This is a genomic window from Pseudomonas sp. NLJ1, assembly GCF_049486705.1.
In the GTDB taxonomy this organism is placed as follows: domain Bacteria; phylum Pseudomonadota; class Gammaproteobacteria; order Pseudomonadales; family Pseudomonadaceae; genus Aquipseudomonas; species Aquipseudomonas inefficax.
Genome location: NZ_CP137735.1, coordinates 158,454 through 175,382, shown reverse-complemented (window position 1 = coordinate 175,382; position 16,929 = coordinate 158,454). Strand labels below are relative to the sequence as shown.

The 16,929-nt window shown below is 63.4% G+C and carries 14 protein-coding genes and 1 pseudogene; 7 read left to right on the top strand and 8 right to left on the bottom strand.

Annotated elements, in window-relative coordinates:
* Positions 1–3: 3 nt before the first annotated feature.
* The gene (locus R9B85_RS00850) at positions 4–1,194 is read right to left on the bottom strand and encodes a type II secretion system F family protein (RefSeq protein ID WP_112252476.1); all 1,191 of its coding nucleotides are present in this window, start codon (positions 1,192–1,194) and stop codon (positions 4–6) included.
* 11 nt (positions 1,195–1,205) lie between these two features.
* Entirely contained in the window at positions 1,206–1,631 is a 426-nt protein-coding gene (gspG, locus tag R9B85_RS00845) for a type II secretion system major pseudopilin GspG (protein WP_112252475.1), read from the bottom strand.
* A 186-nt stretch (positions 1,632–1,817) separates the two neighbouring features.
* Between gspG and R9B85_RS00840 the strand changes: the two genes are divergently transcribed.
* The 4 genes from R9B85_RS00840 to R9B85_RS00825 all read left to right on the top strand — a co-directional run bounded on the left by R9B85_RS00840 (position 1,818) and on the right by R9B85_RS00825 (position 7,322).
* Positions 1,818–2,402: a lytic transglycosylase domain-containing protein gene (locus R9B85_RS00840; RefSeq protein WP_112252474.1), complete on the top strand. Its 585-nt coding sequence runs from the start codon at positions 1,818–1,820 to the stop codon at positions 2,400–2,402.
* Positions 2,403–2,673: 271 nt separating this feature from the next.
* A complete protein-coding gene (locus R9B85_RS00835) occupies positions 2,674–4,128 on the top strand; it encodes a sensor histidine kinase (protein WP_112252472.1) in 1,455 nt (484 codons plus the stop codon).
* A 304-nt stretch (positions 4,129–4,432) separates the two neighbouring features.
* Positions 4,433–5,926 (top strand): sensor histidine kinase, encoded by a 1,494-nt coding sequence (locus tag R9B85_RS00830; RefSeq protein WP_423770725.1) that lies wholly within the window; start codon positions 4,433–4,435, stop codon positions 5,924–5,926.
* Positions 5,895–7,322, top strand: a complete 1,428-nt coding sequence (locus R9B85_RS00825) for a sigma-54-dependent transcriptional regulator (protein WP_112252470.1) — start codon at positions 5,895–5,897, stop codon at positions 7,320–7,322. Before R9B85_RS00830 ends, R9B85_RS00825 begins: the two co-directional genes overlap by 32 nt.
* 200 nt (positions 7,323–7,522) lie before the next feature.
* Here the strand turns inward: R9B85_RS00825 and R9B85_RS00820 are convergent, their stop codons facing one another.
* The 3 genes from R9B85_RS00820 to R9B85_RS00810 all read right to left on the bottom strand — a co-directional run bounded on the left by R9B85_RS00820 (position 7,523) and on the right by R9B85_RS00810 (position 9,904).
* Entirely contained in the window at positions 7,523–7,816 is a 294-nt protein-coding gene (locus R9B85_RS00820) for a hypothetical protein (protein ID WP_112252469.1), read from the bottom strand.
* An 84-nt stretch (positions 7,817–7,900) separates the two neighbouring features.
* A complete protein-coding gene (locus R9B85_RS00815) occupies positions 7,901–9,253 on the bottom strand; it encodes a GntP family permease (protein ID WP_112252468.1) in 1,353 nt (450 codons plus the stop codon).
* 111 nt (positions 9,254–9,364) lie between these two features.
* The gene (locus tag R9B85_RS00810; RefSeq protein WP_112252467.1) at positions 9,365–9,904 is read right to left on the bottom strand and encodes a gluconokinase; all 540 of its coding nucleotides are present in this window, start codon (positions 9,902–9,904) and stop codon (positions 9,365–9,367) included.
* A 206-nt stretch (positions 9,905–10,110) separates the two neighbouring features.
* Between R9B85_RS00810 and R9B85_RS00805 the strand changes: the two genes are divergently transcribed.
* From R9B85_RS00805 to R9B85_RS00795, 3 genes and pseudogenes are all read left to right on the top strand, one after another.
* On the top strand, positions 10,111–11,130 hold the full coding sequence (locus R9B85_RS00805; RefSeq protein WP_112252466.1) for a LacI family DNA-binding transcriptional regulator: 1,020 nt from the start codon (positions 10,111–10,113) through the stop codon (positions 11,128–11,130).
* A gap of 102 nt (positions 11,131–11,232) precedes the next feature.
* A pseudogene (locus R9B85_RS00800) lies at positions 11,233–12,051 on the top strand (PAS domain-containing protein); the annotation flags it as partial.
* A gap of 42 nt (positions 12,052–12,093) precedes the next feature.
* Entirely contained in the window at positions 12,094–12,588 is a 495-nt protein-coding gene (locus R9B85_RS00795) for a methyl-accepting chemotaxis protein (protein ID WP_258392824.1), read from the top strand.
* Here the strand turns inward: R9B85_RS00795 and R9B85_RS00790 are convergent.
* The 3 genes from R9B85_RS00790 to R9B85_RS00780 all read right to left on the bottom strand — a co-directional run bounded on the left by R9B85_RS00790 (position 12,563) and on the right by R9B85_RS00780 (position 16,925).
* Entirely contained in the window at positions 12,563–15,835 is a 3,273-nt protein-coding gene (locus R9B85_RS00790) for a transporter substrate-binding domain-containing protein (RefSeq protein WP_423771049.1), read from the bottom strand. The two genes, R9B85_RS00795 and R9B85_RS00790, sit on opposite strands and share 26 nt — an antisense overlap.
* 13 nt (positions 15,836–15,848) lie before the next feature.
* The gene (locus R9B85_RS00785; RefSeq protein ID WP_015270527.1) at positions 15,849–16,463 is read right to left on the bottom strand and encodes a response regulator transcription factor; all 615 of its coding nucleotides are present in this window, start codon (positions 16,461–16,463) and stop codon (positions 15,849–15,851) included.
* A gap of 219 nt (positions 16,464–16,682) precedes the next feature.
* Positions 16,683–16,925: a DUF1272 domain-containing protein gene (locus R9B85_RS00780; RefSeq protein ID WP_013972792.1), complete on the bottom strand. Its 243-nt coding sequence runs from the start codon at positions 16,923–16,925 to the stop codon at positions 16,683–16,685.
* Positions 16,926–16,929 lie beyond the last annotated feature (4 nt).

Sequence of the window (16,929 nt, the reverse complement as noted above, 5' to 3'; positions counted from 1 at the left end):
TACTCAGTGAATGCTCGAGGCCAGTTCGAAGATCGGCATGTACATCAGGATCACGATCAGGCCGATCAGCAGGCCGATGAAGGTCATCAGCAGTGGTTCGAACAGCTTGACGAACCATTCCACCCAGCGGCCGATTTCCTGGTCATGGAAGTCGGCGCAGCGCTCCAGCATCTCGCCCAGGTTGCCGGACTGCTCGCCAGCCCGCAGCAGGCGCAACGATACCGGCGTGACCAGTTGCCCCGCTTCCAGGGCGTCGGACAGCGGCAGCCCTTCGCCGACCCGCTGGCTGGCGTGCTCCAGGCCTTGGGCCGCCGCGCTGCCGAGCAGGCCGCGGGCCATGCCCATGGCAGTGAGGATGGGGATGCCGCCTTGCAGCAGGATGCCCAGCGAGCGGTAGAAGCGCGCCAGTTCATACATCATCAGGCGTTGGTGCAATGCAGGCAGGCGCCGCAGCTGGCACGCTGCCCAGCGCCGCACCCGTGGCTGGCGACGCAGCAGCCACAGCGTCGCGACCACGCCGACGGTGCCCAGCGCCAGCGGCAATTGCTGGGCATGCAGGAACAGGCCGATCTGCATCAGTAGCCGAGACAGCCAGGGCAGCTCGGTGCCCATGCCCTCGAATACCTGGCTGAAACGCGGCACCACGTAGCCAAGCAGGAACAGCACCACGCCACCGCCCACCAACAACAGCAGCAACGGGTACACCGAGGCGCCCACCAGCTTCTGCCGTACCAGGTCCAGGCGCTGGCGGTAGCTGATGTAGCGGGCAAGGGCGTCGCCCAGCGCGCCGGTTCGCTCGCTGGATTGCACCAGCGCCACGTACAGTGGCGGGAACACCCGTGGCTGCTGGCCCAGGGCCTGGGACAGCGAGCGGCCTTCGTACAGTTGGCGGACCAGTTCGCCGAGCACTTTGCGCGTTGCGGCAGCGGGGGCCTTTTCGGCCAGGCTTTCCAGTGCGTCGATCAGCGGCAGGCCAGCGTTGAGCAGGGTCGAAAGTTCCTGGCTGAACAGCACCAGGTCGAAGCTTGCTTCACGGCGCCAGGCCATGCCGCGCAAGGCGCCGCCGTGGCCACGCAGGGTGAGCACGCGCAGGCCCTGGTCCTCGGCCTGGCGGCGAGCCTGGTCGGCGTCCTCGGCGTCGATCTGCAACTGCACCACACCCTGCCTGCCCAGGGCCTTGAGGCTGTAGCGCATGGCCGTTCTCCCTACTGCCAACTGGTGATTTCGGCGTTTTCCCCGTCGCCACCGGGCTGGCCATCCTTGCCCATCGACAGCAGGTCGTACTCGCCGCCGTTTTCGCCAGGTTGCCGGTAAATGTACGCGCGGCCCCACGGGTCCTGCGGCACGGCCTTCTGCAGGTACGGGCCAGTCCAGCGCGCTTCGCCACTGGGGGCGACCACCAGGGCCTGCAGGCCTTGCTCGCTGCTGGGGTAGTGGCCGACTTCCAGGCGGTACAGGTCCAGCGCCTTGCTCAGGCCCTCTATCTGCGCCCGCGCTACCTTGGCCTCGGAGCGGCCGAGCTGGCTGAAGTACTTGGGCGCGACGATACCGGCCAACAGGCCGAGCACCACCAGGACTACCAGGAGTTCGAGCAGGGTGAAGCCACGTTGGGGGTTGGTTCTGCGCTGCATGGTGAAGCCCTCCGCTGCATGGGGACAAGCTTTTCGCAAGCCCCATGCAACAGCCGTGCACGCCTGCCCTCGCGCCTTGCATCATGCGGCACGCAAAGCGGCACAGTGCTTGCGTCGTGGTCATCGACCTCGGGTTTTCCGGGGTATATCCCCCAACATCGGGGGTACCACGAAGAGGCGACCGACATGCGTGGACTCATTCTCGGTTTGATCTGGCTGGTGGCAGGTGCTGCCCAGGCCGATGTGTACATTTCCATCGACGCCAAGGGCAGCTACATACTGACCAACGTCCATCGACCGGGGCGCCTCTATGAAACGGTGATCAGCGAGCCGAAGGCCCAGGCCGGCCCGGCCAACGCGCAGCTTATCACCGGCCGCCCCTATGCCAAGCTGGTCGCCGCCGCGGCGCGTACCCATGACGTCCCCCCGGCGTTGCTGCATGCGGTGATCAAGGCCGAGTCCGGCTACAACCCCAAGGCCCGTTCGCCGGCGGGCGCGGTGGGGCTGATGCAATTGATGCCGGATACCGCCCGCGAGATGGGCGTGGAAAACCGCCTGGACCCGGAAGACAATGTGCAGGGCGGGGCCCGCTACCTCAAGCGCATGCTCGACTTGTTCGACAATGACATTACCCTGGCCGTGGCGGCCTACAATGCCGGCCCCGACGCGGTACTGCGCCGTGGTGCGGTACCGCCATTCGCCGAGACCCGGCGCTATGTGCCCAATGTGCTGCGCGAGTACCGCAGGTTGCAGGGATTGGTGGGGGATTAGCCTTTATAACTGCCTTTAAATGCTGGCGCGGTCGCTGTGGGAGCGGGTTTACCCGCGAAGAATGCGACGCGGTGGATGGCACCGGCTGCGCCGGTGTTCGCGGGTAAACCCGCTCCCACAGGGGGCGTGGGGGCATTTGGATTTTTGAAGGCAGGTGCATTCACCGCAATGACAGAAACAATACCCTTCGGCGGATGCCACCAAGCCGACCCGATGGTTTCCCCAACTCTGGGCTATAACCTTCTGAAGGTGCCCAGTTGTGGAGTCCGTCATGGACATCGCCCCTCGTTCCGACGCTATTGACGTACCCGCCGGTAACGAACTGGCCACCCCACGCAAGCCGTTCAACCTGCTGCGCTGGTACGCCTGGGTCAGCCTGGCCATCATCCTCTCGGTAGCGGTAGGGCTGGGGTTGATTTCCAGCCGTTTCATCATCGACGAGAGCATCGAACGCGATGCCTTGCTCACCGCACAGTTCATCACCTCCATCGCCGATGCCGAAGTGCGCCATGTGTCGATCCCCAATGTGCGCACCATGGGTGAACTGCTCGACCCGCGCATCGACCGCGCCAACCTGCTCGACGTCGACCCGGACGCCCGGCGCAGGGCGCGTGGCGAGTTTCTCGACCACATCGCCCACCTGCCCGACATGCTGCTGGCCAACATCTATGCCCCGGACCGTACGGTGATCTGGTCCAGCAACCCCGCACTGGTCGGCAAGCTGATCGAAGGTGATGACGACCTGGAGCAGGCCTTCGAGTACAAGATGCGAGTCTCGGCCAGCTACCACAACTTCGAGCAGGCCCGCGCCGAACAGAAGTTCGTCACCCCACCCGAGCAGTTGTTCATCGAGAACTACATTCCACTGTTCGATGCCGATGGCGAGCAGGTCACGGCGATGGTCGAGATCTACAAGGAGCCCCATGACCTGATCGTGCGCATCGAGCATGGCCTGATCCTGATCTGGCTGGCGATCACCGTCGGCGCCGGGCTGGTCTATATCGGCCTGTACGGCATCATGCACCGCGCCGCACGCCTGCTGTCGGTGCAGCAGAAGCGACTGATCAGCAATGAAACCTACGTGGCACTGGGTGAGGTGTCTTCGGCGGTGGCCCACAGCCTGCGCAACCCGCTGGCCAGCATCCGCTCCAGTGCCGAGCTGGCCCAGGCATTCGACGATGGCCCGGCGCAGCGCAATGTCAACGATATCATCAGCCAGGTCGACCGCATGTCGCAGTGGATCCGCCAGATGTTGCAGTCGTTGCGCCCGCTCAACGATGAGGCAGTGGCAGTGGATTTGCCGCTGGCATTGCAGGAAAGCCTGCAGACCTACTCGGTGCCGCTGGCGCGCGGCGGAGTGAGCCTGGACCTGCAACCTGTACCGGCGGTTCAGGTGTTGGGGCACCCGGTGTTGCTGCGGCAGATTTTCAGCAGCCTTATCGCCAACGCCCTGGAGTCGATGGAGCAGGGGGGGCGGTTGCGTGTCGAGGTGGTGCGTCATGACCGGCGTAACCTGACCCTGCGCCTGTCCGACAATGGCAAAGGCATGAACGAAGAGCAGCAGCGCATGGCCTTCCGGCCTTTCTTCACCACCAAGCAGGGTGGGCTGGGCGTGGGCCTGGTGTTGGTGAAACGCATCATGGAGCGCTTCGGTGGTGGCGTGCGGCTCAGTAGCAGTGAAGGCCATGGCACCAGGGTTTCGCTGAGTTTCCGGCTGGTCAAATGATGCTATTTTGGATTAGAAAGATGAGTTAACTCATTGTTTATAAAGGGTGTTGTCTTGGTTTGGGTGTAAATCCCCAAATGTGGGGGATTAACCTCCATAACGATTCAAGAAGATTCGGTAACTACATGATTTATAAGAATTAGTTAGATAGGGCGGTTGGCTGGTAGGGTTCTTGCAACGTGGGAGATGGAGCGCAATACACGACAAGTGGCAGCTGCGGCTGCACGGGTGGAGTGCTATCAATTGGCTACTGTTCGTCGCCTTGAGGCTTTTCTGAACGGACGTCCTGCGCGGGAAGCACGCGATGCAGATGCTGGATAATGAAGTTGCCGACAAGGCCAGTACTAGCGCCAGCGGTGTGGCGGTGCCATTGCGCGAATTCAATCTGCTGCGCTGGTTTTCGGTTATCAGCCTGCTGATCATCGCCTCGGTGGCGGGCGGGCTGGGTTATGTGTCGACGCGTTTCGTGGTGCGCGACAGCGTCGAGCGCGATGCCATGCTCACCGCCCAGTTCATCCAGGCCATGGCCCAGGCCGAAGTGCGCCATTCGCAGTTGCCACCCGGCACAACCATGGGCGAGTTGCTTGACCCGCGGCTGGACCAGCAGCATTTGCAATTCACCCCGGAGCTGGCTGAATCGACCCGGGTCGAGTTCCTCGACCATGTCGACCACCTGCCCGACACCTTGCTGGCCAACGTCTATGCACGTGACCGAACCATCGTCTGGTCGACCAACCCGGAGCTGATCGGCAAGCGCATCGAGGCCGATGGCGACCTCGACCGCGCCTTCCACTCGCGCAAGGCAGTGTCGGCCAGCTACCACCAGGCCGATGATGACCGTGAAGAGCAGAAGTTTCAGCGTGAACCGCGCTACCTGTTCATCGAGAACTACATCCCGCTGTTCGACAGCCAGGGCGAGCAGGTGCTGGCCATGGTGGAAATCTACAAGGAACCGCAGGATCTGGTTCGGCGCATCCAGCGCGGCTACGTGTTGATATGGGCATCGACCCTGGTAGGCGGGGCGCTGGTCTACTTCGGCCTGTTCTGGATCGTGCGCCGCGCGGCGCAGCTGCTGCGCCTGCAGCAAGACCGGCTGGTTGCCAGTGAAACCTATGTGGCCCTGGGCGAGATGTCCTCGGCGGTGGCCCATAGCTTGCGCAACCCGCTGGCGAACATTCGCTCCAGCGCCGAACTGGCCCAGGAAATCGCCAACCCCGCAGCCCAGAAGAACATCACCGACATCATCAGCCAGGTCGACCGCATGTCGCGCTGGGTGCGTGACCTGCTGGTTTCGCTGCGCCCGACCAGTGACGAAGCCGAGGCCGTGGACTTGGTGACCGCCATCGAGGACACCCATCTGGCCTTCGCCCAGCAGATCGAACGCAACGGTGTACGCTTTTGCTACGAAGGCCCCGGGTCACAATGGGTGGCCAGCCAGCCCCTGCAGCTCACGCAGATTCTCAATACCCTGTTCTCCAATGCCCTGGAAGCCATGCCTGAAGGCGGCATGCTGCGCGCCCAGGTCAATGTGCAGGATGGGCAGCGTGCCGAGTTCGTCCTCAGCGATACCGGCAAGGGCATGAGCAACCAGCAGGAGCGGATGGTATTCAAGCCGTTCTACACCACCAAGCAGGGTGGCCTTGGCGTAGGCCTGGCCCTGGTCAAACGCATCATGGAGCGTTTTGGCGGCTCGGTCAGCCTGAGCAGCCGCGAAGAGGAAGGAACCCGCGTCAGCCTCATATTCAATATCGCAGCGGGAGGGGACCATGGAGCACAGCATCCTGGTAGTCGAGGATGATGAAATTCTCGCCGACAACATTCGCACCTACCTTGGCCTCAAGGGCTTCGAGGTCACCGTGTGCCACAGTGCGGAGCTGGCGCTGGAGCAGATCAAGCGGGGCCAGCCCGATGCGGTGCTGACCGACAACTCGCTGCCGGGCATGAGCGGGCACGACCTGCTGCGTACCTTGGTGGCGCAGGTGCCGGACCTGAAAGTGATCATGATGACCGGCTACGGCAATGTGGAAGATGCCGTGCAGGCAATGAAGGAAGGCGCCTTCCATTACCTGACCAAGCCGGTTGTGCTGGCCGAGCTCAAGCTGACCCTGGACAAGGCGCTGGCTGCCGAGCGCATGGAGCGCACGTTGTCGTTCTACCAGGAGCGCGAGGCGCAGAAGTCCGGGTTGCAGGCGTTGATCGGCGAATCACCGACGATGCTCACGCTCAAGCACACCCTGCGCCAGGTGCTGGATGCCGAGCGGCGCATGGCCAGTGACGACTTGCCACCGGTGCTGATCGAAGGCGAGACCGGTACCGGCAAGGAGTTGGTCGCCCGCGCCCTGCATTTCGACGGTTCGCGCAGCAAGGGGCCGTTCATCGAATTCAACTGCGCCTCGATCCCGGCCAACCTGCTGGAGGCCGAGCTGTTCGGCCACGAGAAAGGCGCCTTTACCGATGCCAAGGAGCGCCGGGTGGGCCTGGTGGAGGCTGCCGATGGCGGCACCTTGTTCCTCGACGAGATTGGCGAGATGGACCTGGTGCTGCAGGCCAAGCTGCTCAAGTTGCTGGAAGACCGCAGTATCCGCCGGATCGGCGCGGTGAAGGAGCGCAAGGTCGACCTGCGGGTGATCAGCGCTACCAACTGCAACCTGGAACAGATGGTGCAACAGGGCAAGTTCCGCCGCGACCTGTTCTTCCGCCTGCGCATCATAGCCCTGAAGGTACCGCGCCTGTACGCCCGCGGGCAGGACGTGCTGCTGCTGGCGCGGCATTTCCTGGCTCATCATGGCCGGCGTTATGGCAAGCCGAACCTGCGCTTTTCCGCCGAGGCGGAAAACCTGATGCTCGGTTACAGCTGGCCAGGCAATGTGCGCGAACTGCGCAACATGCTGGAGCAGACCGTGCTGCTGGCACCGAACGAGGTGGTGCAGGCGCACCAGCTCAACCTGTGCATGACCCTGATCGACGAGCCGCTCGTGCAGCAGGCGACGCCTGCAGTGTTCGAAATGCCCCGGCACGAACCCGAGCCCGGCACCAGCCTGCCGGACATGGAGCGCGACCTGGTATGCAAGACCCTGGATCGCACGGACTGGAACGTGACCAAGTCGGCTCGCATGCTCGGGCTGTCGCGGGACATGCTGCGGTACCGGATCGAGAAGCTGGGGCTGACCCGGCCGGACAAACGCCAGTGGTGAGCAAGGGGCTTGCGGGAGCGGTATTGCCTCGAGGTTGTCGCTGTACCTGTAGGAGCGGCCTTGTGTCGCGAAAGGGCTGCAAAGCAGCCCCAGCAATTTCAACTGTTGCGCATCAATCCTGGGGCCGCGTTGCGGCCCTTTCGCGACACAAGGCCGCTCCTACAGGGATTGCGGCAACTTTTAGAATTTGAGGGCATTGATCAACGCTGATTATCGGCTTCCCCCTGCCGCCCGGTACCTTCCGAACCACTGCCATCCATCCCCGGCAAATCCCGGTTGTCATTCTGTTCAGCTGGCGGGCTGTCCGGGTCGTTGCCTTGTATGCGCGGGTCGGTGTCCCGCGGCATGGGCTTTTCGATCGGGTTGAGGGTACTGTCCGCACCCGGCTTGGGCGCTGGGTTGTGCGGGTCGTCGGGGTAGGTGGGGCCGGTGCCGGCAGCCATGGCAAATGGCGCGGCGAGCAGGGCAATCAGCAGGATGCTTGAACGGGGCATGGCAGACTCCTTTGCTTCGGGCAGGGCTGATACTTCCCTTCGGCCCTACCCGAAGCTTCAAGGTGCCATTACCCCGATCAACGGTTACACCACCAGCGACAGCAACATGATGAAGATGATGCCGACGATCGACAGGATGGTCTCCATCATGCTCCAGGTCTTGAACGTTTCCGCCACGGTCATGTTGAAGTACTGCTTCACCAGCCAGAAGCCGGCGTCGTTGACATGGGACAGGATCAACGAACCGGCGCCGGTGGCCAGCACCAGCAGTTCACGGTTGACCCCCGGCACCAGGTCGATCACCGGTGCCACGATGCCCGCGCCGGTGATGGTGGCAACCGTGGCGGAGCCGGTGGCGATGCGGATTACCGCCGCGACCAGCCAGGCCAGCATGATGGGCGAAATCTCCGCCTGCACGGCCATCTGCCCGATCACGTTGCCCACCCCGGTGTCTACCAGCATCTGCTTGAAGCCGCCACCTGCACCCACGATCAGCACGATCGCCGCAGTCGGTGCCAGGCTCTGGTCGAGCATCTTCATGATCTGCTGGCGGTTGAAGCCACGGGCCGAGCCAAAGGTATAGAAGGCCAGCAGCAGGGCAGCGAGCAAGGCGGTGATGGGGTGGCCGATCAGGTCCATCCACTGGCGCACGATATGCTCGGCCGGCAGTACCACGTCGGCGAAGGTCTTCAGCAGCATCAGCACCACCGGCAGCAGCACGGTGATCAGAGTGATGGTGAAGCTCGGCAAATTGCCCTGGTCGGACTCCTTGGCGATCTGATCCATCAACTCCTGGGACGGGGTGCCCGGGATGTAGCGGGAAATGAAGTTACCGAACAGCGGACCGGCGATGATGGCGGTAGGCAGCGCCACGATCAGGCCATAGAAGATGGTCTTGCCGATGTCGGCGTGGAAGATGCCGATCGCCAGCAGCGGGCCCGGGTGCGGGGGTACCAGGCCGTGCACCACCGACAGGCCGGCCAGCAGCGGAATGCCGATCTTGATCAGCGACACGCCTGAGCGCCGGGCGACGATGAACACCAGCGGAATCAGCAGCACGAAGCCGATCTCGAAGAACAGCGGGATGCCGACCAGGAAAGCGGCGAACATCATCGCCCAGTGCACGTTCTTCTTGCCGAAGGCTCGAATGAGCGTTTGCGCGATCTGGTCGGCCCCTCCGGAGTCGGCCATCAGCTTGCCAAGCATGGTGCCCAGGGCGAGCACGATGCCGACGAAGCCCAGAACGCCGCCGAAACCGTCCTGGAACGACTTCATGACCTTGGCCACCGGCATGCCGGAGGTCAGACCAAGGAAGCCGGCCGCGATGGTCAGGGCGACGAAGGGGTGGACTTTGAAATGGGTGATCAGCAGGATCAGCCCGACGATGGTAACCAGCGCGTCGAGCAGCAGGAAGGTATCAGTAGCCAGTCCGAACATGGTTTGAAGGCCTCGGTCTTATCGTTGTTTTGGCGTAGCTTTTTTGCAACTTTGCTTGCGCTTGCGGGGCAGGGTAGCGCTGTCTTGGGTGAGCCGAGAAAGCCGCCGGGGTCAGGCGGTTTGTGCCAGGCCCGGCTCACCGCGGCCCTTTAGCCAGCGGTCCACCTCATCAGCAAGCGCTTCGATGGGCTTGGTGGCGTCAAGCGCGATAGTCAGCGGTTCGCCGTGTGGCGGCTCCAGGGCAGCGAACTGGCTGTCGATGAGGCTCGCCGGCATGAAATGCCCTGGGCGGGCCAGCACGCGTTTTTCCGCCTCGGCGGGTGACAGCTCGAGGAACACGAACACCAGCCCGGGCATGGCACCGCGCAGGGAGTCGCGATAGCGGCGCTTGAGGGCCGAACAGGTCAGGATTGGACGTTCCCCGGCCTGGGTCGTGGCTTGCAGCTCCTCACCAAGACGCACCAGCCAGCCAGCACGGTCGCTGTCGTCCAGGGGGATGCCAGCGCTCATCTTGCGGATGTTTTCGGCAGGGTGGAAAGCGTCGCCTTCGATCAGGCGACCGCCGCTTCGGGCGGCGATGGCAGCGCCGATGCAGCTTTTGCCGCATCCGGCCACGCCCATCACCACGATGGCGGACAGGGGAGAATTCATCAGTACCTCCTGCGGGGGAGATAGCGCTGTCTCGTCGTCGACGAACAGCCTCCTCCCCGGTGTTATTGATCTTGTCCTTACGCAGTATGGACGCTTGGCGGCGAGCGCGCGGTGGCTGCTACCAAAGATTACATTGCCTGCGTCCTGAGACAGCGCTACCTTAGTGGCCGTTCCCTCTCCTTGCAAGTAGTAAAATTACAACATCCATGTCTCGCACCGGCTCCCGTACCACAGGTCGTCCCACCCTGGCAGAAGTCGCCAGGCTTTCCGGGGTTTCCCCGATTACCGCCTCGCGCGCCCTGCGTGGGGTGAGCACGGTTGCGCCGGCGCTGGTGGAAAAGGTCGTTGCTGCCGCGGCCAGCCTCGGCTATGTGGCCAACCCGGCAGCTCGCGCCCTGGCGTCGGCGCGCAGCCAGTCGGTGGTGGTATTGATCCCGTCGCTGTCCAACCAGTTGTTCATCGACACCCTGGAAGCCATTCATGAGGTCATGCGCCCACGCGGGCTCGAGGTGCTGATTGGCAACTATCACTACGATCTTGCCGAAGAAGAGAACCTCATCCGCAATTACCTGGCCTACCAGCCCTGCGGCATGCTGTTGACCGGTTTCGAGCGCAGCGAGGCATCGCGGCAGATGCTGGCGGCCAGTGGCGTACCCTGTGTGCACATGATGGAACTGAATGGCGAGGCCGGGGCGTTGTCGGTCGGCTTCTCGCAGCAGCAGGCCGGGCGTGCCGCGGCCCGCCACCTGATCGAGCGCGGGCGCAAGCGCCTGGCGTTCATTGCCGCCCAGCTCGACCCTCGGGTGATGCAGCGTGCCGAAGGGTTCCGCCAGGCGTTGGCCGAGGCCGGCTTGCAGGCGGCCGAGCTGGAAGTGCTGGCGCCGGAGCCGTCTTCGATTGCCTTGGGCAGCGCGTTGTTCAGCCAGCTGTTGCAGCAGGCGCCGGATGTGGACGGTATCTTCTTCTGCAACGACGACCTGGCCCAGGGCGCGGTGCTGCAGGCATTGCGCCAAGGGGTGGAGGTGCCTCGGCAGGTGGCGATGGTCGGTTTCAACGACCTGCCAGCTTCGGCGCACATGGTGCCGCGGCTGACCTCGATTCGCACGCCTCGGGCCGCCGTAGGGCGCGGTGCGGCGCAGGCGCTGCTGGCGTTGCTCGATGGCAAGCGGGTACCGAATGCGCAGCAGGACCTGGGCTTCGAGTTGATGGTGCGGGAGAGTTCCTGAGCCCGGGCGCTTGCCCATCCCGGTCAAGAAGCGCGCTCCGTACTACGAATGCAATAATTACAAGGTGATAGCACTGTGCTTGCATGGCGCTAACGGCGATCTATGCTCAGGACACCGCGCATACAGGAGCCCGGCGTCATGTTCGATTTCCACCGCAAGTCCGATCTGGTCGAAATCCAGCGCAGTCATGAGGCCTTGGCCAGCTTGCAGGCCAAGCTGGCGGCGATCAGCCGCTCCATGGCAATGATCGAGTTCACCCCCGACGGCACGATCCTCGATGCCAATGAGCGCTTCTGCCAGGCCATGGGCTACAGCGCCGAGGAGTTGCGCGGCAAGCACCATCGGCTGTTCTGCGATCCGGGCTACGCGAAGAGCGCCGAATACCAGCAACTGTGGCGTGAACTGGGGCAGGGCAAGGCCATCAGCGGTACCTTCGAGCGCATCGACAAGGCCGGCCGCGAGGTCTGGCTGGAAGCCAGCTACATGCCGGTAATGGACGAACAGCGCCAGGTCACCAGCGTGATCAAGGTGGCATCCGACATCAGCCAGCGAGTGATGGAGGAGCACGAGAGCGAAAGCCTGCTCAAAGCCATCAGCCGCTCCATGGCGGTGATCGAATTCACCCCGCAAGGCCGGGTGATCAAGGCCAACCAGAACTTCCTCGACACTATGGGCTATCGTCTGGAGGAGGTGGTTGGCCGCCATCATGGGCTGTTCTGCCTCGCGCATGAGCGCGAATCAGCCGACTACCGCGAATTCTGGGCTTCGCTCAACCGCGGCGAATACCATTCGCACCGTTTCGAGCGCGTCGACAAACATGGCCGGACGGTCTATCTGGAGGCTTCCTACAACCCGATCTTCGACAGCAAGGGCCGCTTGTACAAGGTAGTGAAGTTCGCCAGCGACATCACCCGCCAGGTCAGCACCCAGCAAAGCGCTGCCGATGCCGCCCATGCCAGTTCGGTGCAGACCGATGCCTGCGCGCGCAAGGGTACCGAGGTGGTACAGCAGGCGGTACAGGTGATCGAGCAGATTTCCCATGAGCTCAACGACGCGGCACGCAGCATCGATGCGGTGAGCAAGCAGTCGGATGTGATCGGGCAGATCGTGCTGACCATCCGTGGCATTGCCGACCAGACCAACTTGCTGGCTTTGAACGCGGCCATCGAGGCGGCTCGCGCTGGCGAGCACGGGCGCGGTTTTGCCGTTGTGGCCGACGAGGTGCGCAACCTGGCGGCGCGAACCAGCAAGGCCACCCTGGAGATCGTCGATGTGGTGCGACAGAACCACGACCTGTCGCTGCTGGCCGTGGCCAGCATGCAGTCGAGCCTGAAGCGTACCGGCCATGGTGTGGCGCTGGCCAACGAGGCCGGCACGGTCATCATGGAAATTCAGCAGGGTTCACGGCACGTGGTAAACGCCATCAGCCAGATCAGTTCGACGCTGCAATTGCATTGAGCGCATCGCCCAACTCGTCCAACAGGGTCTGAAGGCTGGCCTGCAATTGCAGGCGCAGGTCAACCGTCGGCAGACCTTGCTCGTGGGCCTGCTCGATGGCTTCGCAATCGTTGACCAGCGTGCGTACCTTGAGCATCTTCGCACCGCCCTTGATCCGGTGAGCCAGGGCACGCACCGCCTCGTCGGGGGCGTCTGCCGTCAGTGCACGCAAGGAGCCCAGGTCTTCGCTGACGCTTTTTGACAACTGTTCCAGCAAATGTCGAGTCAGTTGTTCGTCGTCCTGGGTCAGGTGGCGCAACTCGCCCAGGTTGAACCCGCTGGCGCGCCGCGCTGGCGGCTGTTGCCGGGGTTGAGCGTGGGGAAGGTGGGTCTTGAGCGTACGCAGACCAATCGGTTTGAACAGGCATTCGTCCATGCCGCTGGCCAGGCAGCGGGCACGCTCCTCGGCCTGGGCGTTGGCGGTGACGCCGAGAATACGGCATGCCGCCAGGCCGCGTTCGCCCTCGAGGCTGCGGATACGGCGGGTCAGTTCGTGGCCGTCCATGACCGGCATGCTGCAGTCGGTGATCACCAGGTCAAAGCGCGCAGCCTGCCAGCGTGCCAGCGCGATTTCCCCGTTTTCCGCCAGCGTGACCCGATGCCCCAGGGTATGCAGTTGCCGCTCCAGCAGCAGCAGGTTGGCGGGGTAGTCGTCGACCACCAGTATGTTCAAAGGGCCGCTGCTTTTTTCCAGCACAGGGTCGTGCTGGTCGGCCTGCACCGGTGCAGCGCAGGCGGGCAGCTGCAGGCTGACCTGCACCTTGGTGCCAAGGCCTTCGACGCTCTGCAAGTTCAAGGTACCGCCCATCAACTCGGCCAGCGTGCGGCTGATGACCAGTCCCAGGCCGGCGCCCTGGCGTGCCCGGGGGCCGTCGGCCTGGACGAAGGTATTGAACAGCCGGGCCTGGTCGGCAGGGCTGATGCCGATGCCGGTGTCTCGCACACTCAGCTCTACTGCCAGGCTGTCAGTGTCGGTGGGCGAGGGCAGTAGCAGGCTGGCCTGGACTTCACCGCTGTCGGTGAACTTGATGGCGTTGCTGATAAGATTGGACAAGACCTGCTTGAGGCGCAGTGGATCAGCCAGCACCCACACCGGCGCAGCGGGCAGTTCGCTGTGCAGGTGCAGGCCTTTGGCCCTTGCATTGCCTTCGAATACCCGCACGGTGGCGCGTACCAGCTCTACCAGGTTGGTGGGCACTGGCTGCAGGGTGATATGCCCGGATTCGATACGGGAAATGTCGAGAATATCGCCGATCAGCTCAAGCAGGCCAATGGCCGAATCGTGGGCGGTCTGCAGGGTCTGGGTGTCGCAGCGGCCGCCGCGGCTGTCTTCCAGGGCCAACTCCAGCAGGCCGATCACGGCATTCATCGGGGTACGGATTTCATGGCTCATGGTGGCCAGGAAGGTGCTTTTGGTCTGGCTGGCCTGTTCGGCGTCGTCCTTGGCCTGGCGCAGCTGTTCAAGCAGGCCGCGGCTAAGCGCAAGTTGCGCTTGCAGGGCATGCTGGGCCTCGGTGCGCTGGTTGATCAGCTTGCGCAGGTAGCTGTTCCAGAACACCACCCCGGCCAGCAGCAAGGCCGACAGCACCAGCACTTGCAAGGCCAGCGTGCGGTAGTCGCGCCAAGGGCTGTCACTGACCAGGGTGGTGGTGCGCCAGCGGTTGATCAACTGGTCCAGCTCTTCGGGTGGAATGCTCAGCAGCGCCTTGTCGAGGATTGCCTGCAGCTGTGGCTGGTCCGCGGCCACGGCGAAGGCGGCGATGGCCGGGTCGTCGTCGAGCACGCTGGCAATGCGCAGGCGGTCCTTGAACACATGGCTGATGTAGTAGGCGGCATTGATATGGCTGCTCAGGGCGACGTCGGCGGCACCGTTGGCCACGGCCTCCATCAGGCCGAGCGGGTTGTCCACCTCGACCATCCTGGCCTGCGGGTAGCGTTGTTGCAGCACGGCCCGTTGCGGCGAACCGCGTACCACGGCGATGCGCATGCCATCCAGCGCCATGGCCTGCGGCGGTGATGCATTGTCGCCACGGGTGACCAGCACTCGCGGGCTGACCAGGTAGGGGCGGGTATAGCGCAGTTGTTTCGAACGGTCTGTGCTGTAACCCAATGCGCCGATCATCTGCGCATCCCCGCGCGCCAGGCGCTCGATCATTGCCTGCGCCGACGGGCTTTCGACCGGCTTGAAATGCAGCCCCGTGCGCAACGAGATCTGCTTGAGCAACTCGAGGGTGATGCCGCTGGGACGGTGCTGGGTGTCATTGAAGGTAAGCGGTGCCAGTGAAGTGTTGACCAGCACGCTGACGTTGGGGTTGGCGGCGATCCAGGCTTCTTCTTCGGCGGTCAGCGCGGTGAGGTGGCGCTGCAGCAGCAGGCTGGTGTTGCCGCTGCTCCAGCGGCGCAGGATATTCAGGCGTTCGCTTTCGCTGATACGCGCCAGCGCCTTGTCGACCAACTGCTGCAGACGCGGGTTGTCGCTGGCCATGGCAAAGGCGAACGTGCCGGGGGCAACCTGACAGAAGTGGTCGATCTTCAGTGTGCCCTGGTAACTCTTGCCGATCGCGAAGTCGGTACTGATGGCATCGCCCAGGTAGGCGTCTGCCTCGCCCAGTTCGACGGCGGCCAACCCGGCCAGGGTCGAGCGATACAGGCTCAATTGTGCCTTGGGGTACAGGCTGCGGACGCTGCTGGCCGGCAGGTAATGATCGACCATGGCCAGGCGCAGGCCGGCGAGGTCGGGGGTGTTCTTCAGGCTGCGCCCCTCGCGGGTGACGATGACTGGCAGATCGTCGGCGTAGCTTGAACTGAGGCTGAGCTGGGCATCCGCTGCCTCGAAGGCGTTGGAGCTGCCCAGCAGGTCGATACGGCCGTCGCGTAGCGCAGCGATGGCTTCGTGGCGGCTGTCGAAGCGTCGTACTTCGATGGTGGTACCCAGCTGTTCTGCGATGATGCCAGCGTAATCGGCGCTGAGGCCTTCGTAGTCGTGCTGGCTGACATTGATCTCCAGCGGCGGGTAGTCGGGGCGCGAACTGCCAAGTACCAGGTGCTGGCGTTGCTGTAGCCAATGCCGCTCTTCGCTGGACAGCGCAAGCGGGGCCGCGGCGCTGACCGAGCGTGCCAGCAATTGGCGAGGTTCGCTGTTTGCCAGCAGCGCGCCGGAACCGGCCAGGCCGATGACCAGCAGGGCGCTTGCCAGCAGGCGCTTCATTGTCATCGAGCGCTCAGTAGACGCTGTTGCGCTTGGCCAGGTCGACCATTTCAACCAGTGATTCGGTCTTGAGCTTTTCCATGATGCGGCCCCGGTAGGTGCTTATGGTCTTGGCGCTGAGGTTCATGCAGGTGCCGATATTCTTGTTGTTCTCGCCGCGCGCCAGGCGCCGCAGCACCTCCATTTCCCGGTTGGACAGGCTGGACAGGCGCACTGGCTCGCTTTCCAGCGAGTTGCTATTGACCGACATCTGCGGGAAGGTCGAGTAGCCCTTGACGAGCGCTTTAAGGGCAAACAGCAACGCCTCGTGGTCTTCTTCCTTGGTGACAAAAGCGCCGATGCCAGCATCCAGGCAGCGCCGCACATACAGATCGGTGGCCTGGCCGGTCAGCACCATGATCTTGGGCGCCGGCTCCAGGCATTGCAGGCGCTTTATCACTTCCATGCCATCCAGGCCGGGCAGGCCGATGTCGAGAATTACCACATCCGGTCGCAGGTCGCGGGCCACCTGCGCCACCTCGCTGCCATTGCCGACCTCGCCGACAACACGGAAGCGCTCGCGTTCGAGCAACATGCGCAAGGACAGCCGGACGATGGGGTGGTCGTCGACGATCAGCACGGTAGTCATGAAGAAAACTCCTGTGAGGATGTGGTCCGCTTCCTGGATCACTCAGGAATACGTCTGCAAGTGGGGTTATCGGAAGCGCTGCACGATACGACCATTCCCGAAATTTGGTAATGCCGAGTATAGAAGTGTTGAAAGTCCACGTGCTTGCTGTTGAAAAGTCCTACAAAAAGTGGGAAAGACATCACCCTGGCAAAGCGGCGATGCCTGTTTTTGTAGTCGTCATGCGCAGGCGGAGTGTGATTTGCTCACGCGCTGGGTTGAGGCGGGGTTGTTGGCCAGTGCCTGGCCGACCCGTGTCGGGCGTGCCACCAGCTGGCCGGTGCAGTTCGGGCAGCGGCCCTGGAAACGTGTTTCGGCGCAGGTGCGGCAGAAGGTGCATTCGAAGGAACAGATCAGCGCATCGGGGCTGTCACCCGGCAGGTCGGTATCGCAGCACTCGCAGTTTGGGCGTAGGTCCAGCATGGGC

Bases quoted from the DNA above. Each gene is read 5' to 3' on its own strand.
- R9B85_RS00850 (WP_112252476.1), bottom strand. From the start codon at position 1,194: ATGCGCTACAGCCTCAAGGCCCTGGGCAGGCAGGGTGTGGTGCAGTTG.
- gspG (WP_112252475.1), bottom strand. From the start codon at position 1,631: ATGCAGCGCAGAACCAACCCCCAACGTGGCTTCACCCTGCTCGAACTC.
- R9B85_RS00840 (WP_112252474.1), top strand. From the start codon at position 1,818: ATGCGTGGACTCATTCTCGGTTTGATCTGGCTGGTGGCAGGTGCTGCC.
- R9B85_RS00835 (WP_112252472.1), top strand. From the start codon at position 2,674: ATGGACATCGCCCCTCGTTCCGACGCTATTGACGTACCCGCCGGTAAC.
- R9B85_RS00830 (WP_423770725.1), top strand. From the start codon at position 4,433: ATGCAGATGCTGGATAATGAAGTTGCCGACAAGGCCAGTACTAGCGCC.
- R9B85_RS00825 (WP_112252470.1), top strand. From the start codon at position 5,895: ATGGAGCACAGCATCCTGGTAGTCGAGGATGATGAAATTCTCGCCGAC.
- R9B85_RS00820 (WP_112252469.1), bottom strand. From the start codon at position 7,816: ATGCCCCGTTCAAGCATCCTGCTGATTGCCCTGCTCGCCGCGCCATTT.
- R9B85_RS00815 (WP_112252468.1), bottom strand. From the start codon at position 9,253: ATGTTCGGACTGGCTACTGATACCTTCCTGCTGCTCGACGCGCTGGTT.
- R9B85_RS00810 (WP_112252467.1), bottom strand. From the start codon at position 9,904: ATGAATTCTCCCCTGTCCGCCATCGTGGTGATGGGCGTGGCCGGATGC.
- R9B85_RS00805 (WP_112252466.1), top strand. From the start codon at position 10,111: ATGTCTCGCACCGGCTCCCGTACCACAGGTCGTCCCACCCTGGCAGAA.
- R9B85_RS00790 (WP_423771049.1), bottom strand. From the start codon at position 15,835: ATGAAGCGCCTGCTGGCAAGCGCCCTGCTGGTCATCGGCCTGGCCGGT.
- R9B85_RS00785 (WP_015270527.1), bottom strand. From the start codon at position 16,463: ATGACTACCGTGCTGATCGTCGACGACCACCCCATCGTCCGGCTGTCC.
- R9B85_RS00780 (WP_013972792.1), bottom strand. From the start codon at position 16,925: ATGCTGGACCTACGCCCAAACTGCGAGTGCTGCGATACCGACCTGCCG.